Source organism: Bacteroides sp. AF32-8BH (genome assembly GCF_003435205.1).
GTDB classification, from domain to species: domain Bacteria; phylum Bacteroidota; class Bacteroidia; order Bacteroidales; family Bacteroidaceae; genus Bacteroides; species Bacteroides ovatus.
Genome location: NZ_QVLZ01000001.1, coordinates 148,277 through 171,818 on the forward strand (window position 1 = coordinate 148,277; position 23,542 = coordinate 171,818).

The following is a 23,542-nucleotide window of genomic DNA, read 5'->3' on the forward strand; positions in this document are numbered from 1 at the left end:
TTAGTGTCTGCTTTTTGGCTGCAAAGATAGTATTAAATGTATATCCCGACTAATCTCCTCCACGATTTCTTTCGTAGCCATTGACAAACATTCGGTCATATCATCCAGGCAAGCGGCATTGGCGGACGGTGAATCTTCGAATCTTTGCGCTTTGGTAGTTTGCTGATATTCTGTAGAGTAAGTTTTATCAAGCAGGCAATCTTCCTTTTGAGTGAGGCGGATAGAAATGGCAAGACTGGAAGCTGCCGGGCGAATTTTGTTATTGACAACCTCCAACATTTCTCCCTCAAACCAAGGGATACTTGACTGGTTGAGTTTGATTCTGGCACACGTCTCATTCTTTCTGATTTTTACTTCCAGCCGATAGGCGGAATCGGGAATCATTTTTCCTTTCTGATTATCTATCAGATGACAGCAGGTGCTACTGTTACATTCGGTAAGCAGTGCCTCCGTCAGAAATTCCCGATAGAGTTGGGTGAGAGAAGACTCTCCTAACCGAAGATGGAAAAGCTCACCCTCATAGTTATATAGCAGTAGCGGAATATATGCAGACTTTTTTCGTTTCACGCTGGTGTAATAATCCATGTTGGAGTAGTCGATGAAGTCCAGATATACGGTTTGATCTGCTTTCTCCTGATAGATAGGAGAAGTGAGCTCGTAATACAAGCTGGATTTTAAGGCTTGTATCTCCCTTAACATACTCCGGCTGCTTCGGCAGGAACAGAACAGCGGTAATGCGATGAGTATAAATAGTAGGTGATGAGTTTTCATATCCATGGCTTTTCTATATGAATGATTTTGCTTGTCTCCGTACTGATCCCGACAATCCCGACCCCTCCGTGCACATTGCCGGGATATTTGATTGGTTCGTTTATTGTCTCATCATAAGCGTCGGAATCTGCCAGGTTGAGTGCTTTCAGATAGTAATATTCGGTTTCTGTAATGCTTAACAGACGCACAATAATATCCATCTTTACATTCGTTCCATATTTGGAAAGCCCCTCAACATTTGTCTGGTTGTAAACTGTCATGGTATAAGATGTATTTTTGAATCGTGAGTCGTCAAACACCCCATATATATTCTTTACAGTGTCGAACATGCCATTATCTTCGTCATCGCTGTTGGTAGGCTGTCCGTCCGTCAACACAACATCTTCGCGAGATATAAAATGATAACGGTGTGTGGTTTGAGTGACATATTCGCCTATTTCATTATTATAGTCTTTCACTGTCATTTGCTTATCCATGATAAGTCGATAGAAATTATTTTCGTTGGGGCGATCTTTGATGTTGATTTTATATCGGAGATAATTCTGTGTATAATAATACTGTGTCAGTGGAACAGTGACCGTATCGATATCAGTTATTTCGTGGGGACGCTGTGGAACGGTAACTTCAGCCCATGCGTGATACTGTCCGTCGTCAGTGAGAGCGTCGATACGTACTACATCTCCGGGAGAGAACTTGCCGGAAATGTTGAAGCGGCATTGCATATCTCCTTCCGCCTGGGGTGGGAGCGGACGTAAACTTTCTGACAACTGTCCGTTAACACGTACTTCCACGGTGGCTTTTTCTGCATGAGTGGCGTATCCTCTTCCCGTGAAATTGAGGTAAAGAACATTGGTCAGACTATCTGCATTGATTAGTGCGTTCATCACTAGTTTGGGGGGATTGTCCTTTACACTAAACGGGAGTTCGTTTTCGCAAGATACTGTTGTCAGTAATGCTATTAACAGGATAAATGGATAATATATACGAGTTCTCATAATGGGTTTAGAATTTATAAGTGTAAGTGAATGATGGAATTAATGGAAGTATAGTATACTTCTTGATAATCGGTTTGTAGGGATCGTTTTTGCTGGTGCTGCGATATACGAAGGTAGGATTCATCGCATTATATGCATTATACAGACTGATATTCCAGGTACGCATACCATGTTTGGTCTTTTTGTTGAAATTGACTCCCACATTCAACCGGTGACTGGCTGGTAACCGGTAATTATTACGATGCTCCACATACGAAGCTTCTCCGATGGTGGGTGAAGTTATGCCTGAATCAAAATAATCTCCATATCCATATCCTCCTCCAAATCCGTTGTTTGTGCCGTCGCTAGGACGGATGACAGCGGTTTTCTCTTCGGGGATTGTACTTGTTCCGCCTGTATAGAACACCCAGGAAGCACCGATGTCGATACGTTCGCTGAATTTATGGTTGATTGTCAGGTTGATATTGTGTCTTCGGTCATATTTATATGGAAACCGTTCACCGTTGTTGATACCGCCTTTAGCAAACTGACGATCACTTTTGGATAAAGTGTAGGACAACCATCCCGTCGTTTTTCCATGTGTCTTCTGTGCCATAAACTCAATACCTGCCGAACGTCCCTTGCCCATTTCCACTTTATTTTCCCAACCGGCAGAAGAACCGAAGAAGCTGACTCCTTCCTTATACTCCAATACATTATACATATCTTTATAATAGCCTTCTACCGAGAATTCCCATCCCTCGATTCCCGTATAGTATCCGCCTAATGAATATTGGTGAGAGCGCATCGGTTTGATTTTTTTAGTCACGGGAACCCATAAGTCCGTAGGCATTGCGATTGGCATGGATGATAACAGATGTACGTATTGGCTCATTTGTGTATAAGAGGCTTTCAGAGTTACGTCTTTTCCTAGTTGATAACGGGCGGAAACTCGTGGCTGCAAAGAAGAATAACTCTGCTTCTGTACCTGAAACAAGGAGAAGTGTAATCCGAGATTCAGACGTAGACGGTCATTCACCTTGATGTTGTCTTCCAGGTAAGCCGATAGCTCATGTCCGTAAATCCGGCTGTTGGCGATGCTGTGGTAAGTGGTGTCGCGATCTACTTTGTCTCCTGTTTTTTCGGAGATTTTGGATGTCATGACCTCCGGACGGAACCGATGATAGATATATCCTGTACCAAATTTAATGTGGTGTGCGGGAGACGGGTTATAATCGAAATCGATCTGATAGCTCCAGTCATTGATTCCCGAACGATAATCGGCTGAATATCGGTTGATTATCGAAGCTCCCATGCTGTTAGCATATTTATTGTTATTGTATGAGTTGACGTCGAATAAATAGTTGTTGTAAGAGACGGTTGTGTTGCTGAACAGACGGTTGTTGAATATATAGTTCCATCTGGCGGAAACAATGGTATTTCCCCAATTCATTGTGCTTCCATCCTTGGAGTCGGTATCTCCATCATAATTGGCGGCAAAATGATCTTTCCCGTTGTAAACGCTTAGATAGATACGGCTCCGGTCGGAGAATTTATGATTGATTTTGGCATTGATGTCATAAAAGTAATAACCATATTCTTCATCATTCGGCATAAATGGCTTGGCGATGAGATCGACATACGAACGTCTGGCGGAAATGTTGAAAGAGGTTTTTCCTTTCACAATCGGGCCTTCCAGATTGATTTTGCTGGTTAGTAATCCGATACTAAGCGTACCGTGGTATTTCTGCATGTCTCCGTCATTGGTGCGGACATCAATGACGGAAGAAAGACGTCCGCCGAAACGTGCCGGAAAGGAGCTTTTGAATAGCGTTACCTTTTTGACAGCCTCCGGAGTAAAAACCGAAAAGAATCCGAACATGTGGTCTACGTTGTATACAGGAGTTCCATCCAGTAGAATAAGATTCTGGTCCGGACTGCCGCCGCGTATATACAGTCCGGCTGAACCGTCTACTCCTGCCTGTACGCCAGGCATCAGCTGGATGGCTTTCATGACATCTGCCTCTCCCAATATGCTCGGCGTATTTTTAATCTGTGTCATCGGAATTTCGATAGAGCCCATCTGGGTAGCTACGGTGCCCGTTTCAGTTTTATCGGAAACGATCACTACCTCCTGCAACTGCGTGTTTCCCTGCATACGGATATTCAGCAATGTATCTTGTGAGAGCGTAAAATGATGCGCTTCTGTGGCATAACCCAGATAGGAGAAACGCAGTTCGGTTTCTCCTTCGGGCAAAGTGATGCTGTAAAAACCGTAAGGATTGGTGGTTGTTCCTTGATTCTGATGACTCTCAATGATATTGGTTCCAATCAACGTCTCGGAAGACGTTCCATCCGTGACATATCCGCTGATAGTGAACTTACGGCCTACGGTTTTTGATTCTTTTTTCTTTTGCAGTAGAATATGGCGGCCGGTGAACTGATAACTGATCTGCTCATTCTTGAATACGAGGTCAAGTATTTCACGCAATGGTTTATCCTTTACCTGCAAATTGATTTTATGTTTGATGATAATTTCCTCGCCATAGATAAAAGAATATCCGGTTGAGTTTTCAATCTGCTTGACGAATTCTTTTAGTGTGGCGTTTCGTAGTGTCAGCGAAAGCCGGGCCTCCGCATTTTGTGCATATATTTGAGTGGTGATAAGGAGTGCCACCCCTATCAGAACAATGGTTCTGACAGGGAAGCGACCTTGGAATATTATATTCATCTTAGTCTGGTTTAGCAGTGATAATAATCTGTTTATTGTTTTGTGAGTAGTTGAAATAACCGGCATTATGTAATACAGATAAAATAGTTGCCAGATCTTCTCCATCGCGGAATCGTGCTGTGATCCGGTAATTTTGCAAAGTTGTATCGGCTATCTGGATCGTCGCTCCGAATGAGTTGGACAGTTCGCGGGCAATCTCTTGTAAAGGCAGGTCGTCGAATATAAACTCTCCTTGTCGCCAGGAAATTTCATCTTCTGCATTCTTTAAAACCTTGCGGGTGAGTTTTTCTTCTACCTTATTATATATAGCAATCTCGTTAGGCTTCAAAACCATACGAACAGATTTACTTTTATTGCTGACTGCTACCGAGCCGGACAATAACGTTGTCTTTATATCCGGATTGTCATGATATGCATCTACATTGAAATGGGTTCCCAGCACCTGAACGTCAATCGTTTCAGTCTGCACGATAAACGGATGCTTTGGGTCCTTGCTTACTTCAAAATAGGCTTCTCCATTTAGCTCCACTTCCCGTTTGTCCGATTGGAACTTTTCCGGATAAGAAAGCGAAGAATAATGGTTGAGCGTGACGGAACTACCATCAGGGAGGCGGACAGAACGTGTCTCTGCCAGAGTGGAAATCGTTTGTATTGCAGCAGGTTGCATATATAAATAAGCTGTCCATACCGATAGGCAAAGTAGAACTACTGCCGCTGCTGCCGAGAAGGTGCGTATCAAAGTCAGATGCCGGGTATGCGACTTCAGTCTTTTTTCTAGTTCCGGGTAACTGGCTGCTGCTGAAAAACGCCCTCGCGGTGAACGCGTGGAAGCAATGAGCTGATTCAGTATTTCTTCTAATTCCGTATCGGTGTGTTTCATATTTTTTCTGTATTACTCTTGATCCATTATTTTCGTTTCAACAGAATGGTCAGTTTGCTGATTCCTCCTTCTTTCCATTGGGGAGTGCAGGATAAAGTGACATTCTGTTTATTCAATACCATCTGTTTGGGATAGATTTTAATGATAGTCGTAGCCGACTTCTTACCCGCTTTGATGATTACTTTCTTTTCCGTCAGTTGTATGACTGCTGCTTGCCCTGTTACCGGAGGAGGTGCGGCAAGTACTACCGTCCGGTCTTCTTTCGCTTTCTCCATCGCCACAATTTTAATTTCCAATTCACACTCTGATTTGTTTCCTTCACATTCTACTGTTTCCTTCGAATGTTCGAACCCTGCATAGTCTTTGGGCAAATTGTCGTTGTCATTGTTGCATGAGAACAGGCACAGGCAAGTTGATAGAAGAACAAGGATTCCAATGTTTGCGTCATTTAGCTTTTTCATTTTTCTGTCTTTTTTAGTGATTGATTTATTTGTTGATAAAGACCGGAGGTTGACAGAAACTCCCTACGCTCTTTTTCTAAATAATTGTTAATCTATTTCTGCCCGGCAAATCATCTCTTTGAGTCGTGTGATTGCTTTCTGAAGTTGTGCGTCCACTGTATTCATGCTGATACCTAATTCTTCCGCTACTTGTGTATAACTTTGTTTTTCTTCGCGGATGCGAATGAATACTTCCCTACAACGTTCCGGAAGCCGGTCGAGTGCCTTTACGTAAAGAGCAAATAATTCTTCACTGATGAGTGATTCTTCCGGTGAATAGCTCTGTTCCTGTGGCTCCGGCAGAGAATCGGGATGAATGTAAGTGTGTTTTGATTCTTTTTCCAGATAATTGAGCGAAGCATTCTTGACGAGAATGAAACAATAATCTTCAATGTTTCTCACATCAAGTAAATTGCTACGCTGTTTCCATAGTTTCAGAAATACGTCGAGAACGATTTCCTGCGACCATTCTTCCTGCTTCACATAGTAGTAGGCTATGCGGAAGAGGCGATCGTAAGTCATGTTGTAAAAGTCCCGGAAAGCAGTTTGCGAATCCAGTTCTTTCATTTGCCGCAATAACTTTCTAACTTCTGATTCGGTCATCGGCTTGCTGTTTGTTTTGTTAATCTACCCAAAGTAAATCACTCATTATACTGTCGGAGATGAAAATACCTTCACGAGTCAAGCGTAAGGCTCCATCGTGTTCTTCCAGTTTCCCATTTTTCAGATAAGGCGCAGCCATTCTCTGGCAATACTCCCACATCTCATTGCCGAACATCTGTTTCAGCTTTTCTATAGGTGTTCCCCATACAGTACGTATGGTAGTGATAATAAATTCATTGTAGCGGGTCGTCTGATCCAGATACTCTATTTCGAAAGCACGGCTGTTTTCCTCTATACCTTTTATATATGTATCGATGGAAGAAACATTCCATTCCCGTGTCATCCCGTCAAAGGAATGTGCCGACGGTCCGCACCCCAGATAAGGTATTCCTTTCCAGTAGGAACTGTTGTGACGAGAGTACTTGCCCGGACGGCAGAAATTCGAAATTTCATAATGTTCAAATCCCGCTTTCTGCAGATGCTCTATCAGTAACGTGAAAAAATCTAAACTGGAATCTTCGTCCACCTCCGATATCTGATGTTGTTTTAACATATTATATATAGGTGTATCTTCCTCGTAAATCAGATGATAAGCGGAAATATGTTCCACGTTCAGACTGATAGCCTGACGAAGATCGTTTTCCCATCGTTCCTTGTTTTCTCCCGGTAATCCGTAGATAAGATCGATGCTTATATTTTGAAAACCGGCTTCCCGACATCTGTGAACAGCTTCGATAGCTGTATGGGCATTGTGACGGCGTTTCAATAGTTTGAGAGTGGGATCGTCAAAAGTCTGTATTCCCATGCTGATACGATTGAAAGGGAGCGAAGAAAGCATTTTCAGATATTCACTTGTCAGGTCGTCGGGATTGGCTTCCAATGTGATTTCCTGGCAATGGCTTAATCCGTAATGTGTCCGGATCGTATCAAATATCTGTTCGAAATCTTCTTTTTCCAATTGAGACGGGGTTCCGCCACCGAAATAAACGGTTTCTATATCTTCTCCTTTCAGGTAGTCTTTCCGCATGGCTAACTCCCGGCAAAGTGCTCGTACATAACGGGTTTTGAGCTCGCTACGGGTGGTCGAGTAGAAATCGCAGTAGATGCACCGTGTTTTACAAAAAGGAATATGAAGATAGATACCTGCCATAGTTGTGCCGTTTGAGTTTAGTGGCTGTAAAAGTAAGATTATTATCAGATATAACAAAAAATCTTATTGACTGAAATCATTCTTATGAGGCGTTGCATAGATAAGTTGTCTGACACCCGGGTGTCGGTATGCCTGAGACCCGGGTGTTGGACAATCCGTTTGTGCAGTCTAAATATTATATGCATATATACTATTGAATGGCGGTTCGTATAGAAATTAAATTATGAGCAAGCAAAAAATGTTTATGTTAAAGATGTGTTACATAACATTGTTTAGTAACACCGTCATAAGTGTTGCTTTTCCCCCAATTAATCCCTAATTTGCGCATCACAAAATTAATGGTATGTGAGAAACATACTGAGTAATTACTAAAATCTTATATATTATGAAAGTATATCAGACTAATGAAATCAAGAACATTGCCTTGTTGGGAAGTTCTGGCTCTGGGAAAACCACTCTCGTGGAAGCGATGCTTTTCGAGAGTGGTGTTATAAAACGTCGCGGATCTGTTGCCGCAAAGAATACTGTTAGCGATTATTTCCCTGTTGAACAAGAGTATGGTTACTCCGTTTTCTCCACCGTTCTCCATGTAGAATGGAATAACAAAAAACTTAATATTATTGACTGTCCGGGATCGGACGACTTCGTAGGCAGTACAGTAACTGCACTAAATGTGACCGACACAGCAATCATTCTTCTTAATGGCCAATACGGCGTCGAAGTCGGTACACAAAATCACTTCCGTTATACAGAAAAGCTGAATAAACCTGTTATTTTTCTAGTCAACCAGCTTGATAATGAAAAATGCGATTATGATAATATCCTCGAACAGTTGAAAGAAGCTTATGGCTCTAAGGTTGTTCCTATCCAATATCCAATAGCTACCGGTCCGGGCTTTAATGCACTGATTGACGTGCTGTTGATGAAGAAATATTCGTGGAAACCCGAAGGAGGGGCTCCGACTATCGAAGATATTCCGGCAGAAGAAATGGATAAGGCTATGGAGATGCACAAAGCATTGGTAGAAGCTGCTGCCGAGAATGATGAAAATCTGATGGAGAAATTCTTTGAACAAGATTCTCTTACAGAAGATGAAATGCGCGAAGGTATCCGTAAGGGATTGATCGCCAGAGGTATGTTCCCCGTATTCTGCGTTTGTGGAGGTAAGGATATGGGCGTTCGCCGCTTGATGGAATTCTTGGGTAACGTTGTTCCTTTTGTTTCTGAAATGCCGAAGGTACAGAATACCGAAGGTAAAGAAGTGGCTCCGGATACTAACGGACCGGAATCCCTTTATTTCTTCAAGACTAGCGTGGAGCCGCATATCGGTGAAGTTTCCTATTTCAAAGTGATGAGCGGTAAAGTTCATGAAGGAGACGACTTGCTGAATGCCGACCGTGGTTCGAAGGAACGTATTGCGCAGATTTATGTGGTAGCCGGTGGTAACCGCGTCAAGGTGGAAGAACTGCAAGCCGGTGATATCGGTGCTGCTGTGAAACTGAAAGATGTGAAAACCGGTAATACGCTGAACGGTAAGGATTGCGACTATAAATTCAACTTTATCAAATATCCGAATTCTAAATATACCCGTGCTATCAAGCCAGTGAATGAAGCGGATGTGGAAAAGATGATGAGTATTCTGAACCGTATGCGTGAGGAAGATCCTACCTGGGTGATCGAACAGTCAAAGGAGTTGAAACAGACTTTGGTACACGGACAGGGAGAATTCCATCTTCGTACATTGAAATGGCGTTTGGAAAATAACGAAAAACTGCCGGTGAAGTACGAAGAACCGAAGATTCCGTATCGTGAAACGATTACAAAAGCCGCTCGCGCCGATTATCGTCATAAGAAACAATCCGGTGGTGCCGGTCAGTTTGGTGAAGTTCACCTGATTGTAGAACCTTATAAAGAAGGTATGCCTGTGCCCGATACGTATAAGTTCAATGGACAGGAATTTAAGATTACCGTGAGAGGTACGGAAGAAATACCATTGGAATGGGGTGGTAAACTGGTGTTTATCAACAGTATCGTCGGTGGTTCTATCGATGCGCGCTTCCTGCCTGCTATTATGAAAGGTATTATGTCTCGTATGGAGCAAGGTCCGTTGACGGGTTCGTATGCTCGTGACGTGCGTGTCATTGTTTACGATGGTAAGATGCACCCGGTAGATTCTAATGAAATCTCCTTTATGCTTGCCGGACGTAACGCCTTTAGTGAAGCCTTCAAGAACGCCGGTCCGAAAATTCTGGAACCGATTTATGATGTGGAAGTGTTTGTTCCGTCTGATAGGATGGGAGATGTGATGGGAGATCTTCAGGGACGTCGTGCCATGATTATGGGTATGAGTAGCGAAAAAGGTTTTGAGAAACTGGTTGCTAAAGTTCCTTTGAAAGAAATGTCGTCCTACTCTACAGCTCTTAGCTCACTCACCGGCGGACGTGCTTCGTTTATTATGAAGTTCTCTAGTTATGAGCTTGTTCCGGCAGATGTTCAGGATAAGTTGATGAAAGACTTTGAGGCTAAGCAAGTAGAAGAATAAAGATAAATGATAGTTGATAAATGATATGTGATAGTTGATTGAAAATTCGCTATTTACTATCTGTTGGTTATAAACTATCAACTTAAACGTTAAAACTGTTCCCTTTTTTAAGTAAAAGGGGACAGTTTTTGTTTAACTATGATTAATAAAGATAGAAAAACGCAAGGAAAAGATTTAATTTTTTATTAAATTTGCAAACCAAAGGAGGGGTTTTGTTGTTGTAGTAATCAGAATACAACCTAAATAGCTCCTTACGGTTAATTTCCGGGAAGTTCCGGTTAAATCAAGTTAATGCATTAGGAGTGTTAATTAGGGAGTGTTAATTTTGTTGCTATGAAGAAGTCAACAATTTGGATATTAGGTATTGTAATGGGGCTTTCCTTCCTTAGCCTGCTGTATTTGCAGGTTAGTTATATTGAGGAAATGATGAAAACCCGTAAGGAACAGTTTGATTCGGCTGTACGCAATAGCCTGGATCAGGTTTCCAAGGATGTGGAATATGCAGAGACCAGACGTTGGTTGATCGAAGATATTTCAGAAGCGGAAAGAAAAGCACTGATTGCGAATAACGCTTCCATACAACAAGACAACTTGATTCAGCAAACGCAACGGTTCACGGTGAAGTCTAAGGATGGAAAGGTATATTCGGATTTTGAGCTGAAAGTGATGACCACCAAGCCCTCCGAGCTTCCAAAGGCTATGATTTCTCCTTACAGGGGAACAAAGACTATTCCGGAAACTTCGCGTTCATTAGTGGAAGCCATCAAGAATCGGTATATGTATCAACGGGCGTTACTCGATGAAGTGGCCTGGCAGATGATTTATCGGGGAAGTGACAAATCGATTGGAGACAGAGTACGGTTCAAAGAACTGGATGACTATCTGAAATCGAGCTTATATAATAATAGTATAGACTTGCCTTATCACTTTACGGTGATTGACAAAGACGGTAGGGAAGTCTATCGTTGTGCGGATTATGAGGCAAAGGGAAGTGAGGACGCTTATCAACAGGCATTGTTCAAGAATGATCCGCCTGCAAAAATGAGCATATTGAAAGTGCACTTTCCTGGTAAGAAAGATTATATCTTTGACTCAATTAGTTTCATGATTCCGTCGTTGATATTTACGCTGGTATTGTTAGTGACATTCATCTTTACGATTTATATCGTATTCCGGCAAAAGAAACTGACGGAAATGAAGAATGACTTTATCAATAATATGACGCACGAATTTAAAACACCGATATCTACCATTTCATTGGCAGCGCAGATGTTGAAAGATCCCGCGGTAGGAAAATCACCGCAGATGTTCCAGCATATATCGGGAGTGATAAATGATGAAACCAAGCGCTTGCGCTTCCAGGTGGAAAAGGTGCTCCAGATGTCGATGTTCGAACGTCAGAAGGCCACTTTGAAGATGAAGGAGATTGATGCGAATGAATTAATTTCAGGAGTTGTCAATACCTTTGCGCTGAAAGTGGAACGGTATAATGGTAAGATAACATCGAACCTTGAGGCCACCGATCCTGTTATATTTGCAGATGAGATGCATATCACGAATGTAATCTTTAATCTGATGGATAACGCGGTGAAATATAAGAAACCGGAAGAGGATCTGGAACTGAAAGTGAGAACGTGGAATGAGTCGGGTAAACTGATGATTTCGATACAGGATAACGGTATTGGTATCAAAAAGGAGAACCTGAAAAAGATATTTGAAAAGTTCTATCGTGTACATACGGGTAATCTGCACGATGTGAAGGGCTTTGGACTGGGATTGGCTTATGTGAGAAAAATTATATTGGATCATAAGGGAACCATCCGGGCGGAAAGCGACCTGAACGTGGGAACTAAATTTATTATTGCATTACCTTTATTAAAAAATAATTGATATGGACGAGAAACTGCGTATTTTATTATGCGAGGATGACGAAAATCTTGGCATGCTTTTAAGAGAATATCTACAGGCAAAAGGTTATTCTGCTGAGTTATATCCTGATGGAGAAGCCGGTTATAAGGCTTTCTTGAAGAATAAATATGACTTGTGCGTGTTTGACGTAATGATGCCTAAAAAAGACGGCTTCACACTGGCACAGGATGTCCGTGCAGCAAATGCTGAAATTCCTATTATCTTCCTGACTGCTAAAACGCTGAAAGAAGATATCCTGGAAGGATTTAAAATCGGTGCGGATGATTATATCACCAAACCGTTTAGTATGGAAGAATTGACGTTCAGAATTGAAGCAATCTTGAGACGTGTTCGTGGAAAGAAGAACAAAGAAAGCAATATCTATAAGATTGGTAAGTTTACTTTCGATACACAGAAACAAATTCTGTCGTCAGAAGGCAAACAGACTAAACTGACTACCAAAGAATCTGAACTGCTCGGATTGCTTTGTGCGCATGCAAATGAGATTTTGCAACGTGACTTTGCTTTGAAAACGATCTGGATCGACGATAACTATTTCAATGCCCGTAGTATGGACGTGTATATCACGAAACTACGTAAGCATCTGAAAGAAGATGATTCTATCGAGATTATCAATATCCACGGAAAAGGCTATAAGCTGATTACCCCGGAAGTTGAATCTTAATAATCGCATTTGAGATGACTACAAATAAAAAATCCCGGAAACATTCGTTTCCGGGATTTTTTATTGATTTTTGCGAAATTAATCAGCGATCTTCTTATTAATAACAATATAAGAAATGAGTCCCAGTACTACAAGTACTACAGAAGTACCCAGAATGGCGTTGTTATTTACATTACCTGTAAATGAACAACCCAACAGGATGACTACTCCGGCCAAGATTAATATCAATCCTAAGTTCTTTAATAAGCCTTTCATGCGTGTGTATTTTAATAGATTATAATATTCCAGTCACAAATTAAAGCATAATTCTTTAACGGGCGAAATTATTTGGATAAAAATTCCATTATAAATGCACGATTTAGTGGATTTTATGATTTTAAGATCTGTTCTTCTGCTTAATCTTTCGTATTATAGAATACCTTTTTCAGTACCTCCTGCCCAATGCTCAATTCGTCGAGGGTGATGCCATGAAGAGCCTCTTTCAGAGTCTGGCCGGCAATGACGCGCGCTTTTTCTTCCAGTTCTTTTCCGTCTTTAGTCAGGTGGATCAAATTGGTACGGCGGTCTTTTTTATCGGAAATGCGCACAACGAGATGCTGCCGTTCCATATTGTCTATCAAGCGGGTCATGCTGGGTTTGTCTTTAAAAGTTGCATTACACAACTCTTGTTGTGTAACACCGTCTTTTTCCCACAAAAAAATGAGTACCGTCCATTGTTCCGGACTGATTTCCAGCCCGTTCTGACGGAAGTTACGGTACAGCTTACGGTTGATTGCCGCGGAAACTTTGCCATTTAATATGGCGAATATAAGCCGGATATCGAAATTGAATTGCTCTATCATGAAATTATTGTTTAAACAACTTTGCAAAGGTAAGTCACTTCCCGGATAAATCCTATCTTCGGATACAAAAAAAGATTAAATATTTGTAGTTCAAAATAAAATGTCTAACTTTGCACCCGCATTTAAAATCAAATAATTTATTTATTTAATTAAACGAAGTATGAATCAATACGAAACCGTTTTCATTTTAACTCCCGTTTTATCTGATGTTCAGATGAAGGAAGCGGTAGAAAAATTCAAAGGCGTTCTTCAAGCTGAAGGTGCTGAGATTATTAATGAAGAAAACTGGGGACTGAAGAAATTGGCTTACCCAATTCAGAAGAAGTCTACAGGTTTTTATCAACTGATTGAGTTCAATGCAGATCCTACTGTAATTGACAAGCTGGAAATTAATTTCCGTCGTGATGAACGCGTAATCCGTTTCTTGACTTTCAAGATGGATAAGTATGCTGCTGAATACGCTGCAAAAAGAAGAAGTGTTAAATCAAACAAAAAGGAGGATTAATCATGGCACAACAAGTTCAATCAGAAATCAGATATTTGACTCCGCCGTCAGTAGATGTTAAGAAGAAAAAATACTGCCGTTTCAAAAAGAGTGGTATTAGGTATATCGATTACAAAGATCCTGAATTCTTGAAGAAATTCTTGAATGAACAAGGAAAAATTCTTCCGCGTCGTATTACAGGTACTTCTTTGAAGTTCCAACGTCGTATCGCGCAGGCTGTGAAGAGAGCTCGTCACTTGGCATTGCTGCCTTATGTAACTGACATGATGAAATAAGAAGGAGGAAAAGTATGGAAATTATATTGAAAGAAGACGTAGTAAACTTGGGTTATAAGAACGATATCGTAAACGTGAAATCCGGATACGGTCGTAATTATCTGATCCCGACTGGAAAAGCTGTCATCGCTTCTCCTTCTGCAAAGAAAATGTTGGCTGAAGAACTGAAACAGCGCGCTCACAAACTTGAGAAAATCAAGAAAGATGCTGAGGCTATGGCGGCTAAGCTGGAAGGCGTTTCTTTGACTATTGCAACTAAAGTTAGCTCAACCGGTACTATCTTCGGTTCTGTTGGTAACATCCAGATCGCTGAGGCTTTGTCTAAGCTGGGTCATGAAGTTGACAGAAAGATCATCGTTGTAAAAGATGCTGTAAAAGAAGTTGGTAGTTACAAGGCTATCGTTAAGCTTCACAAGGAAGTTTCAGTAGAGATTCCTTTCGAGGTAGTTGCTGAATAAGAGCAAATTTACTTCATATACAAAAAGCGATTTGTTCTGAATGGATGAATCGCTTTTTTTGTTATCTTTGCTATTACTATTATGAAATTCAACTGTTGTTTGCTAAAGAAGAGGTTTTTGCTTCTGCTGATTGCTTTGGGAATTGGCAGTGCTCTTTATGCGAATGATGAGTTGAAACTATTGACTGATTCTTTACGTAGAGTGATAGATGAAAAGCATGTCTTTGTTAAAGAGAAAGAGGATCGGATAAACCGGATAAAATGTATGTTGAAAAGTCCTGGTTTGACTCTTGAAGGAGAATATAGAATCAATCTACGGTTATATAACGAATATAAAAAATTTCATATTGATTCCGCTATTCATTATGTTGATCGCAATATTGAGATTTCCCGTCAGTTGAATAGACCTTATTTCACCAACCAGTCGTCTTTACATCTTAGTCTTTTATATTCGATGTGTGGCAGGTTCCGTGAAGCGGAGATTATTTTGAAAAGTATAAAGACTTCAGAACTTCCCAGAGATTTATTAATAAACTATTATCAAACTTATTCCAGTTTTTGGGGACACTATTCGATTTCTGTCGCCAACAATCTGTATGGTAAGCAGCAGGCTGCATATCAGGATTCGCTTTTTGCCCTCATTGACCACACTTCTTGGGATTATCGAATGTCCCAGGCTTCTTATTATATTTGGCGTGATACGTTGAAATCGAAAGAGATTTTTAAAGAACTACTGGAAATAGAAGAAGTGGGGACGCCTAATTATGCCATGATAACTCATTCGTATTCCAGGTTATGCCACCATCAGAAAAAGTATGATGAGGAAAAAAAATATCTGATGTTGTCAGCAATAGCCGATACACGGAATGCTACGCGGGAAAATGCATCCCTGCAATCTCTTGCATTGATAGCCTATGATGAACAGAATTTAGCCGATGCCTTTAAATTTACGCAGTCCGCTATCGATGACGTTATTTCTTCTGGTATTCATTTCCGGGCCATCGAAATTTATAAATTCAATTCTATTATTAATACTGCTTATCAGGCAGAGCAGGCCAGATCACGGTCGCATTTGACTACTTTCCTTATTTCTACGAGTATTATCCTTTTTCTTTTACTCTTGTTGGTGCTTTTCATCTATATTCAGATGAAAAAGACGTTGAAAATAAAACAGGCATTAGCGCAGAGTAATGAGGAGCTTTTGCGATTGAACAATAAGCTGAATAGCATGAACAGCCAGCTGAATGATACAAATAATCAGTTGTGCGAAATTAATAGTATAAAGGAGTATTATATAGCCGAATTCTTTGATGTATGCTTTAGCTATATCCATAAAATGGAGAAATATCAGAATATGCTGTATAAAATAGCTATTAATAAATACTATGATGAACTGATTAAGAAGCTAAAATCATCCGCGCTTATCGACGAAGAGCTTAGCGCTTTATACACTCGTTTTGATAAGGTCTTCTTGGGGTTGTATCCCACTTTTGTTTCTGATTTTAACGCCCTGTTGAAAGATGAAGAGAAAATTATTTTAAAACCGGATGCTTTATTGAACAGAGAACTTCGTATTTATGCTTTATTACGCTTGGGTATTACGGATAGTGGGAAGATAGCGAACTTCCTCCGTTGCTCTACAAGTACGGTTTATAATTATCGCACGAAGATGAGAAATAAGGCAGCTGTCGACAGAGATGAATTTGAGAATGAAATTATGAAAATTAGTTCAACACAAGAGACATAAGTGCTATTTTAGTGTTGGAGACTGTTCCAAATCATCTACATTTTTTGGATGCTTTGAAAGTATTAATTGCTTGATTAATAGTGTAAAAGAATGAATTTCTATCTACATAAAGTTGTGTAAGTCAAATAAGCCGTTATTTATTTGGCTAGTTTTGCATTATCGGTTTTCTACTCATCTGCTGAGGGTGAAAATCGATACTTTACCTATTATTTGTACTTAAATTCACTATGCTTAATTATGAACACGCAATCTTCAGTAGACACGAGAATTAAAGTTGGAATTATCGGTTTCGGTAGGATGGGAAGATTCTATTGGGAAGCGATGACAAAAAGTGATCGGTGGAATATTGCTTATATTTGTGATACCGATCCGGAATCACGTCAATTAGCCAAGGAGTTAGCTCCTGGATCTCTTATAGTAGAAGATAATCAAAAGATTTTCGAGGATGAAAGTGTGCAGGTAGTCGGGCTTTTTACTTTAGCTGACTCGAGGATGGGACAAATAGAAAAAGCTATTCGTTACGGCAAACACATTATTTCAGAGAAACCAATTGCAGATACAATGGAAAATGAGTGGAAGGTTGTAGAAATGACGGAAAACACAAACCTCATTTCTACAGTAAACTTGTATCTGCGGAATTCCTGGTATCATAATTTGATGAAAGAATATATCCAGCAAGGGGAGATTGGAGAGCTGGCTATTATCCGTATTTGTCATATGACTCCCGGCTTGGCACCGGGTGAAGGTCATGAGTATGAGGGACCTGCTTTCCATGATTGTGGAATGCATTATGTAGATATTACCCGTTGGTATGCAGGTTGTGATTACAGAACATGGAATGCCCAGGGGGTGAATATGTGGAACTACAAAGATCCTTGGTGGGTACAATGTCACGGAACTTTTCAAAATGGTGTAGTTTTTGATATTACCCAAGGGTTTGTTTATGGGCAATTATCTAAAGACCAGACACATAATTCGTATGTAGATATTATAGGTACAAAAGGAGTTGTGCGTATGACGCATGACTTCAATACTGCTGTTGTCGACCTGCACGGTGTCAATCAGACCATCCGTGTAGAGAAGCCTTTCGGTGGCAAGAATATAGACGTATTGTGTGACCTGTTTGCTGATTCGGTAGAAACCGGAAAGCGCAGTTCTCGCTTACCGTCCATGCGCGATTCGGCCATTGCATCCGAATATGCGTGGACATTCTTAAAAGATACCCGCAAACACGATTTGCCTGCTATTGGTAATTTGCGCACTTTGGAGCAAATACGCGAGCGAAGAAAAAACATGAAAAATGGATATGGATTGTTGCATGGCAACCTTCCAAAGATTATTAACCCTTAAACAAATAAAATCATGTCAAACATTTCGAGGAGAAAGTTTCTCAAAACGGGAGCCGCTGCTTTAGCAGGTATAACCATTGCTCCCAGTACAATTTTAGGTATGAGTCACGGGCATGTTTCGCCTACTGACAAATTAAATCTTGCAGCTGTGGGTATTGGCGGTATGGGACATGCCAACATTAATCACGTAAAGGGCACTGAAAATATTGTGGCTCTTTGTGATGTGGATTGGAAGTATGCAAAAGGTGTGTTCGACGAATTCCCCAAGGCTAAAAAATACTGGGATTATCGTAAAATGTATGATGAAATGGGTAAATCTATTGACGGTGTAATTGTTGCAACTGCCGACCATACTCATGCTATCATCACTGCTGATGCAATGACAATGGGAAAACACGTGTACTGTCAGAAGCCGTTGACCCACTCTGTTTATGAATCTCGTTTATTGACAAAATTAGCTGCCTCAACAGGTGTTGTTACTCAGATGGGTAATCAGGGTTCATCGGATGAAGGTACGGATTTGGTATGCGAATGGATTTGGAATGGTGAAATCGGTGATATAACTAAGGTGGAATGTGCGACAGACCGTCCTATTTGGCCGCAAGGATTGAATGTTCCTGAAAAGGTTGATAAAATTCCTAGCACATTGAATTGGGATTTGTTTACAGGTCCTGCTAAAATGAATCCTTACAATGCTATTTATCATCCTTGGAACTGGCGTGGATGGTGGGATTATGGAACAGGTGCATTAGGCGATATGGCTTGCCATATTTTGCATCAGCCGTTTAGAGCATTGAAATTGCAATATCCTACTAAAGTGGAAGGGTCATCTACTTTATTGTTGAATGCTTGTGCTCCGCAGGCACAGCATGTGAAAATGATTTTCCCTGCTCGTGAAAATATGCCGAAAGTAGCTATGCCTGAAGTGGAAGTACATTGGTACGATGGCGGTATGATGCCTGAACGTCCGAAAGGATTCCCGGAAGGAAAACAACTGATGCAGAGTGGTGGTGGTTTGACTATTTTCCACGGAACGAAAGATACTTTGATTTGCGGATGTTATGGACAGAATCCTTGGTTGCTTTCTGGTCGTAAACCAAATGCACCAAAGGTTTGTCGTCGTGTTCCCAATGCTATGAACGGTGGTCACGAGATGGACTGGGTACGTGCATGTAAAGAAAATAAATCTAACCGTATCATGACTAAGTCTGATTTCTCAGAAGCCGGACCAATGAATGAAATGGTGGCAATGGGTGTATTGGCTATTCGTTTGCAAGCGCTGAATAAGACTCTTGAATGGGATGGAGCTAACATGTGCTTTACGAATATTGGTGATAACGAAACGATCCGCACCGTTATCAAAGACGGATTCAAGATTCATGATGGTCATCCGACATTTGACAAGACATGGACTGATCCGATTAATGCGAAACAGTTTGCTGCTGAATTAGTGAAACATACTTATCGTGACGGCTGGAGACTGCCTGATATGCCGAGATAAATTAGAAATTAAAGATAAAAAATTAAATCGTTATTATCATGAAAAAAGTATTTTATCCATTAGCTTGTTGTTGTCTTGCTGCAGGAGTTTTTGCTTCTTGCGGTGGTCAGAAAAAAGCAAATGCTCAGGAAGAACCGAGCAAAGTTGCATTGTCTTACTCTAAATCATTGAAAGCACCGGAAACTGATAGTTTGAATCTGCCTGTTGACGAAAATGGTTATATCACAATCTTTGATGGTGAAACATTTAACGGATGGCGTGGTTATGGAAAAGACCGTGTTCCTACTAAATGGACAATCGAAGATGGCTGTATCAAATTCAACGGTTCTGGCGGCGGTGAAGCTCAAGACGGTGATGGTGGTGACTTGATCTTTGCTCACAAATTTAAAAACTTCGAGTTGGAATTGGAATGGAAGGTTGCTAAAGGTAGCAATTCAGGTATTCTGTATTTAGCTCAGGAAGTTACTTCTAAAGACAAAGATGGTAATGATGTGCTTGAACCTATTTATATTTCCGCACCTGAATATCAGATCCTGGATAATGCCAATCATCCGGATGCTAAATTGGGTAAAGATAACAATCGTCAGTCGGCTTCTTTGTATGACATGATTCCGGCAGTTCCTCAAAACTCTAAACCGTTTGGCGAATGGAACAAGGCTAAGATTATGGTTTATAAAGGTACAGTGGTTCATGGACAAAACGATGAAAACGTACTTGAATATCATTTGTGGACAAAACAATGGACTGATATGTTGCAGGCAAGTAAGTTCAGCGAAGATAAATGGCCTTTGGCATTTGAATTGCTGAATAACTGTGGTGGCGAAAATCACGAAGGTTTCATCGGTTTGCAAGATCACGGTGATGATGTTTGGTTCCGCAACATCCGCGTGAAGGTTTTGGACTAATCAAATAGTAATAAGAAGGCACGAGTTACACGTATTTCACGTTTTTTTGAATGGCGATTGCCATAGAGTAACCGTGAAGTCTGTGTAATCCGTGCCTGTTTTTTCTATATAAATCTAATAATTGTAATCCCCTGATATCTATTATATGAAAACAAAAATTTATTTATGTGCGTTGGCTGCTCTTTTCATGATTCCACAGGCAATGACAGCACAAACTAAGAAGAAAGCTAAAAAAGAAGTAGCTATTCAACTCTATTCTGTCAGAGATATATTGAATAAGGTAGACAATAAAGATGGTAAGTGTGACCCCACTTATACTGCTCTTCTGAAGAAATTGGCAAACATGGGATATACCGGTGTTGAAGCTGCCAATTATAACAACGGTAAATTTTATGACCGGACTCCCCAACAGTTTAAGAAAGATGTCGAATCGGCAGGATTAAAAGTTTTGTCTTCACATTGTACCAGACAATTGTCCAAAGAAGAATTGGCTTCCGGTGACTTGTCAGAGTCTCTTCAATGGTGGGATCAGTGTATTGCCGATCATAAAGCTGCAGGAATGAAGTACATCGTAGCTCCTTGGATGGATGTTCCAAAAACGCTTAAAGATTTGAATACATATTGCACTTATTTTAATGAGATAGGCAAACGTTGCAAACAACAAGGTTTGTCATTTGGATATCATAATCACGCTCATGAATTTCAGAAAGTAGAAGATAAAGTAATGTATGATTATATGCTGGAACATACGAATCCTGAATATGTCTTCTTCCAGATGGACCTTTATTGGGTAGTTCGCGGACAAAACAGTCCTGTTGATTATTTTAATAAATATCCCGGCCGCTTCAAGATATTCCATGTTAAGGATCACAGAGAGATCGGACAAAGCGGAATGGTAGGTTTTGACGCTATCTTTAAGAATGCAAAAACTGCAGGCGTTAATTATCTCGTTGCTGAAATCGAGGGTTATAGTGTTCCGGTAGAGGAAAGTGTAGAAGTAAGTCTGGATTATTTATTGAACGCTCCTTTTGTGAAAAGTTCATACGCTAAATAACGTGCGGCTTGCTAAAATAATAAGATAAAGGCATAAAAAAAAGTCTGTGCATGCTTTCGCATGGCAGACTTTCAATTCTCTCTAGCTGTTTCTGAATTATTCAGCTACAGTTTCAGTTGCAGTGCTATCAGCATTCAAAGAATCTGCTGCTGCGGCTGCTGCTTGTTCAGCTTCAAGAGCTGCTGCTTCTACTGCTGCGATTGAGTCAGCGATACGGATAGAATCTGCAGTTGCTTTTGCTGCGTCAGCTGCTTTGTTACCACATGATGCGAATGATACTGCTACGATAGCTACGGCCATCAAAACTAATTTTTTCATTTTCTTTGCTTTTTAAAAACGTAATACAATCAATTGCTTTATTAAAACGATGCAAAGGTATGTACTTTTTCAATATGTTGTTCTCGAAACGCCAACTTTTTTTATATTTTTTTTTTGTAACTGGGCACTTTTCTCCCCTTTTTATATGTTTTAGAACATGCTAATCGACAGCAATACTGTTATATAAGTATCTTTTTATGCTTCTTTTGGGCGTTTTTTCAAATTCAGTAGGGTAGAGTTGGATCTTGCTGATTTTCTCATAAGCGGCTACGTTGCTGTTCAGATTCTTAAGATTTTCATCCATGATTGTTTTCAGGTTATCCGGATTATTTAATCCGAGAGAATCCAACGCTTCGTAATCGGCATAAACAAGTGCCACTAATTTTTTATTGCGTTCGATAACAAGACTTTCGAGAATGAAAGGCAGGTTATTCAGTTTGGTTTCCAACTCTTCAGGGAAGATATTCTGTCCGCTAGAACTTAAGATCATAGTCTTGAGTCGTCCCCGGATGAAAATATTTCCGTTGCTGTCCATGGAACCGAGGTCGCCGGTACGTAACCAGCCGTCCTGCGTGAATACTTCCTGCGTTGCTTCCTGGTTCTTGTAGTAGCCCACCATCACATTCTCTCCCCGAACCTGGATTTCTCCGGTTTCTGCTTCCGGGGTTTCCTTATAGATACGCGCTTCCATTATATCCAGAATCTTTCCGGAAGAGCCTAGTACAAACTCATCCCAAGGGGCATAGCTGATTAGTGGCCCACATTCCGTCATACCGTAACCTATAGTAAAAGGGAATTTAATTTTGTAGAAGAATTCTTCTACTTCCTTGTCCATAGCGGCGCCGCCGATAATGATTTCCTTAAACCGACCTCCCAGTGCATCAATCAGTCTTTTGCGTATCTGGTTGTAGATCTGTGTGTCGAGCAGCGGAATATTGAGTGCCCACTTCATTCCTTTTTTATTAATGAGTGGCTGGATGATATTCTTATATATCTTTTCGATCACTAGCGGGACAGTAATAATAAGGTTGGGTTTCACTTCCTCAAAAGCCTTCATTATAATCTTCGGAGAAGGAGTTTTACCAAGCAGAGTGACATGGGTGCCGACAGCGGTTGCAGTCAGAAAGTCGAACGCACAGCCGTATGCATGAGCGAGTGGGAGGAAAGAGAGTACTTTGTCTCCCTTTTTAAGAAGTTCGGTGCGGATACCGAAAGTGACATTTCCTGCCAGATTGTTCCCTGTCAACATCACTCCTTTACTGAAACCGGTGGTTCCGGAAGTATAGTTTAATAGCATCACTTTATCATTGGATAAAGTGGTATATTGAACATCTTCGCGGGCAAATCCTTTCGGATACAAAGAATGCATTTCTTTATCGGTATTTTTCAGAAACTTCTGTATGGTTTCTCCGTCACGCTGATAAAGACACCGGAAATCGGTCAGTGAGAATACGCCTCGCAGTCCCGTTAGTTTTTCCTCTTCCAGATTGTCCCAAATGCTGTCGCTGGTGAACAGAAATACAGATTCGGAATGATTGACGATATGATGAATATCGTTGGGGGTAAAGTCTTGAAGGATGGGAACAATGATTGCTCCATACGTGATGGTTGCCATATAGGCGATGCACCAGTGAGCGTTGTTTTTGCCGATAACTGAAATCTTATCCCCTCTGCGGAGGCTACAATGTTTGAATAACAGATGTAAACGGGCGATTTTTTCAGCTACCTCCCCATAAGTATATTGGGTATCTTCTCCATAATCTGTGTAACAAGGTAGATCCCAATTTTCACGGAAACTATTTTCGTATAGTTTAATGAAATTCTCTTTAATCATTGCACGTTTTT

Annotated in this window: 22 protein-coding genes; 11 read left to right on the plus strand and 11 right to left on the minus strand. The window is 40.7% G+C overall.

Features of this window, described 5'->3' with window-relative positions:
* From DWZ47_RS00580 to hemW, 7 genes are all read right to left on the minus strand, one after another.
* Window positions 1–771, minus strand: a complete 771-nt coding sequence (locus tag DWZ47_RS00580; protein WP_008025024.1) for a hypothetical protein — start codon at window positions 769–771, stop codon at window positions 1–3.
* On the minus strand, window positions 768–1,766 hold the full coding sequence (locus DWZ47_RS00585) for a DUF4249 domain-containing protein (RefSeq protein ID WP_004299317.1): 999 nt from the start codon (window positions 1,764–1,766) through the stop codon (window positions 768–770). Before DWZ47_RS00585 ends, DWZ47_RS00580 begins: the two co-directional genes overlap by 4 nt.
* Window positions 1,767–1,773: 7 nt before the next feature.
* Window positions 1,774–4,476: a TonB-dependent receptor gene (locus DWZ47_RS00590; protein ID WP_117512098.1), complete on the minus strand. Its 2,703-nt coding sequence runs from the start codon at window positions 4,474–4,476 to the stop codon at window positions 1,774–1,776.
* A 1-nt stretch (window position 4,477) separates the two neighbouring features.
* Window positions 4,478–5,356, minus strand: a complete 879-nt coding sequence (locus tag DWZ47_RS00595; protein WP_004299319.1) for a FecR family protein — start codon at window positions 5,354–5,356, stop codon at window positions 4,478–4,480.
* A gap of 26 nt (window positions 5,357–5,382) precedes the next feature.
* Window positions 5,383–5,817 (minus strand): hypothetical protein, encoded by a 435-nt coding sequence (locus DWZ47_RS00600; protein WP_004299320.1) that lies wholly within the window; start codon window positions 5,815–5,817, stop codon window positions 5,383–5,385.
* Window positions 5,818–5,904: 87 nt separating this feature from the next.
* On the minus strand, window positions 5,905–6,459 hold the full coding sequence (locus tag DWZ47_RS00605; protein WP_004299322.1) for an RNA polymerase sigma-70 factor: 555 nt from the start codon (window positions 6,457–6,459) through the stop codon (window positions 5,905–5,907).
* Window positions 6,460–6,478: 19 nt separating this feature from the next.
* Complete coding sequence (gene hemW, locus DWZ47_RS00610; protein WP_008650132.1) at window positions 6,479–7,609, minus strand: radical SAM family heme chaperone HemW; 1,131 nt, start codon at window positions 7,607–7,609, stop codon at window positions 6,479–6,481.
* Window positions 7,610–7,994: 385 nt separating this feature from the next.
* Between hemW and DWZ47_RS00615 the strand changes: the two genes are divergently transcribed.
* The 3 genes from DWZ47_RS00615 (at window position 7,995) to DWZ47_RS00625 (ending at window position 12,744) form a co-directional block, all read left to right on the plus strand.
* Window positions 7,995–10,151, plus strand: coding sequence for an elongation factor G (locus DWZ47_RS00615; protein ID WP_004306606.1), 2,157 nt, complete (start codon window positions 7,995–7,997; stop codon window positions 10,149–10,151).
* 333 nt (window positions 10,152–10,484) lie between these two features.
* Window positions 10,485–12,041 carry a sensor histidine kinase gene (locus DWZ47_RS00620; protein ID WP_004306607.1) on the plus strand — a complete coding sequence of 519 codons (1,557 nt, stop codon included), beginning with the start codon at window positions 10,485–10,487 and terminating at the stop codon, window positions 12,039–12,041.
* 1 nt (window position 12,042) lies between these two features.
* Complete coding sequence (locus DWZ47_RS00625) at window positions 12,043–12,744, plus strand: response regulator transcription factor (protein WP_004299326.1); 702 nt, start codon at window positions 12,043–12,045, stop codon at window positions 12,742–12,744.
* A gap of 78 nt (window positions 12,745–12,822) precedes the next feature.
* Here DWZ47_RS00625 and DWZ47_RS30555 read toward each other — a convergent pair whose 3' ends face one another.
* Window positions 12,823–12,999, minus strand: coding sequence for a hypothetical protein (locus DWZ47_RS30555; RefSeq protein WP_004326214.1), 177 nt, complete (start codon window positions 12,997–12,999; stop codon window positions 12,823–12,825).
* Window positions 13,000–13,139: 140 nt separating this feature from the next.
* On the minus strand, window positions 13,140–13,586 hold the full coding sequence (locus DWZ47_RS00630) for a MarR family winged helix-turn-helix transcriptional regulator (RefSeq protein ID WP_004299328.1): 447 nt from the start codon (window positions 13,584–13,586) through the stop codon (window positions 13,140–13,142).
* A 160-nt stretch (window positions 13,587–13,746) separates the two neighbouring features.
* On the opposite strand from DWZ47_RS00630, the gene rpsF reads away from it, so the two are divergent.
* From rpsF to DWZ47_RS00670, 8 genes are all read left to right on the plus strand, one after another.
* The gene (gene rpsF, locus DWZ47_RS00635) at window positions 13,747–14,091 is read left to right on the plus strand and encodes a 30S ribosomal protein S6 (RefSeq protein ID WP_004299329.1); all 345 of its coding nucleotides are present in this window, start codon (window positions 13,747–13,749) and stop codon (window positions 14,089–14,091) included.
* A gap of 2 nt (window positions 14,092–14,093) precedes the next feature.
* Window positions 14,094–14,366 (plus strand): 30S ribosomal protein S18, encoded by a 273-nt coding sequence (gene rpsR, locus DWZ47_RS00640; protein ID WP_002562536.1) that lies wholly within the window; start codon window positions 14,094–14,096, stop codon window positions 14,364–14,366.
* A gap of 14 nt (window positions 14,367–14,380) precedes the next feature.
* Complete coding sequence (gene rplI, locus DWZ47_RS00645; RefSeq protein WP_004299330.1) at window positions 14,381–14,824, plus strand: 50S ribosomal protein L9; 444 nt, start codon at window positions 14,381–14,383, stop codon at window positions 14,822–14,824.
* 81 nt (window positions 14,825–14,905) lie between these two features.
* Entirely contained in the window at window positions 14,906–16,570 is a 1,665-nt protein-coding gene (locus DWZ47_RS00650; protein WP_044918830.1) for a DUF6377 domain-containing protein, read from the plus strand.
* 237 nt (window positions 16,571–16,807) lie between these two features.
* Window positions 16,808–17,920, plus strand: a complete 1,113-nt coding sequence (locus tag DWZ47_RS00655; RefSeq protein ID WP_032841836.1) for a Gfo/Idh/MocA family protein — start codon at window positions 16,808–16,810, stop codon at window positions 17,918–17,920.
* 12 nt (window positions 17,921–17,932) lie between these two features.
* Complete coding sequence (locus DWZ47_RS00660) at window positions 17,933–19,420, plus strand: Gfo/Idh/MocA family oxidoreductase (RefSeq protein ID WP_004299333.1); 1,488 nt, start codon at window positions 17,933–17,935, stop codon at window positions 19,418–19,420.
* A 38-nt stretch (window positions 19,421–19,458) separates the two neighbouring features.
* Window positions 19,459–20,325, plus strand: coding sequence for a DUF1080 domain-containing protein (locus DWZ47_RS00665; protein WP_004299334.1), 867 nt, complete (start codon window positions 19,459–19,461; stop codon window positions 20,323–20,325).
* 145 nt (window positions 20,326–20,470) lie between these two features.
* The gene (locus DWZ47_RS00670; protein ID WP_022199214.1) at window positions 20,471–21,379 is read left to right on the plus strand and encodes a sugar phosphate isomerase/epimerase family protein; all 909 of its coding nucleotides are present in this window, start codon (window positions 20,471–20,473) and stop codon (window positions 21,377–21,379) included.
* A gap of 96 nt (window positions 21,380–21,475) precedes the next feature.
* On the opposite strand, the gene DWZ47_RS00675 is transcribed toward DWZ47_RS00670, so the two are convergent.
* Together DWZ47_RS00675 and DWZ47_RS00685 are read right to left on the minus strand one after the other, a co-directional pair.
* Complete coding sequence (locus tag DWZ47_RS00675; RefSeq protein ID WP_004306615.1) at window positions 21,476–21,697, minus strand: hypothetical protein; 222 nt, start codon at window positions 21,695–21,697, stop codon at window positions 21,476–21,478.
* 160 nt (window positions 21,698–21,857) lie between these two features.
* Complete coding sequence (locus DWZ47_RS00685; protein WP_117512100.1) at window positions 21,858–23,531, minus strand: long-chain fatty acid--CoA ligase; 1,674 nt, start codon at window positions 23,529–23,531, stop codon at window positions 21,858–21,860.
* Window positions 23,532–23,542: the final 11 nt, after the last annotated feature.

Coding starts and splice junctions, on each gene's coding strand:
- DWZ47_RS00580 (WP_008025024.1), bottom strand. CDS start 771: ATGAAAACTCATCACCTACTATTTATACTCATCGCATTACCGCTGTTC.
- DWZ47_RS00585 (WP_004299317.1), bottom strand. CDS start 1,766: ATGAGAACTCGTATATATTATCCATTTATCCTGTTAATAGCATTACTG.
- DWZ47_RS00590 (WP_117512098.1), bottom strand. CDS start 4,476: ATGAATATAATATTCCAAGGTCGCTTCCCTGTCAGAACCATTGTTCTG.
- DWZ47_RS00595 (WP_004299319.1), bottom strand. CDS start 5,356: ATGAAACACACCGATACGGAATTAGAAGAAATACTGAATCAGCTCATT.
- DWZ47_RS00600 (WP_004299320.1), bottom strand. CDS start 5,817: ATGAAAAAGCTAAATGACGCAAACATTGGAATCCTTGTTCTTCTATCA.
- DWZ47_RS00605 (WP_004299322.1), bottom strand. CDS start 6,459: ATGACCGAATCAGAAGTTAGAAAGTTATTGCGGCAAATGAAAGAACTG.
- hemW (WP_008650132.1), bottom strand. CDS start 7,609: ATGGCAGGTATCTATCTTCATATTCCTTTTTGTAAAACACGGTGCATC.
- DWZ47_RS00615 (WP_004306606.1), top strand. CDS start 7,995: ATGAAAGTATATCAGACTAATGAAATCAAGAACATTGCCTTGTTGGGA.
- DWZ47_RS00620 (WP_004306607.1), top strand. CDS start 10,485: ATGAAGAAGTCAACAATTTGGATATTAGGTATTGTAATGGGGCTTTCC.
- DWZ47_RS00625 (WP_004299326.1), top strand. CDS start 12,043: ATGGACGAGAAACTGCGTATTTTATTATGCGAGGATGACGAAAATCTT.
- DWZ47_RS30555 (WP_004326214.1), bottom strand. CDS start 12,999: ATGAAAGGCTTATTAAAGAACTTAGGATTGATATTAATCTTGGCCGGA.
- DWZ47_RS00630 (WP_004299328.1), bottom strand. CDS start 13,586: ATGATAGAGCAATTCAATTTCGATATCCGGCTTATATTCGCCATATTA.
- rpsF (WP_004299329.1), top strand. CDS start 13,747: ATGAATCAATACGAAACCGTTTTCATTTTAACTCCCGTTTTATCTGAT.
- rpsR (WP_002562536.1), top strand. CDS start 14,094: ATGGCACAACAAGTTCAATCAGAAATCAGATATTTGACTCCGCCGTCA.
- rplI (WP_004299330.1), top strand. CDS start 14,381: ATGGAAATTATATTGAAAGAAGACGTAGTAAACTTGGGTTATAAGAAC.
- DWZ47_RS00650 (WP_044918830.1), top strand. CDS start 14,906: ATGAAATTCAACTGTTGTTTGCTAAAGAAGAGGTTTTTGCTTCTGCTG.
- DWZ47_RS00655 (WP_032841836.1), top strand. CDS start 16,808: ATGAACACGCAATCTTCAGTAGACACGAGAATTAAAGTTGGAATTATC.
- DWZ47_RS00660 (WP_004299333.1), top strand. CDS start 17,933: ATGTCAAACATTTCGAGGAGAAAGTTTCTCAAAACGGGAGCCGCTGCT.
- DWZ47_RS00665 (WP_004299334.1), top strand. CDS start 19,459: ATGAAAAAAGTATTTTATCCATTAGCTTGTTGTTGTCTTGCTGCAGGA.
- DWZ47_RS00670 (WP_022199214.1), top strand. CDS start 20,471: ATGAAAACAAAAATTTATTTATGTGCGTTGGCTGCTCTTTTCATGATT.
- DWZ47_RS00675 (WP_004306615.1), bottom strand. CDS start 21,697: ATGAAAAAATTAGTTTTGATGGCCGTAGCTATCGTAGCAGTATCATTC.
- DWZ47_RS00685 (WP_117512100.1), bottom strand. CDS start 23,531: ATGATTAAAGAGAATTTCATTAAACTATACGAAAATAGTTTCCGTGAA.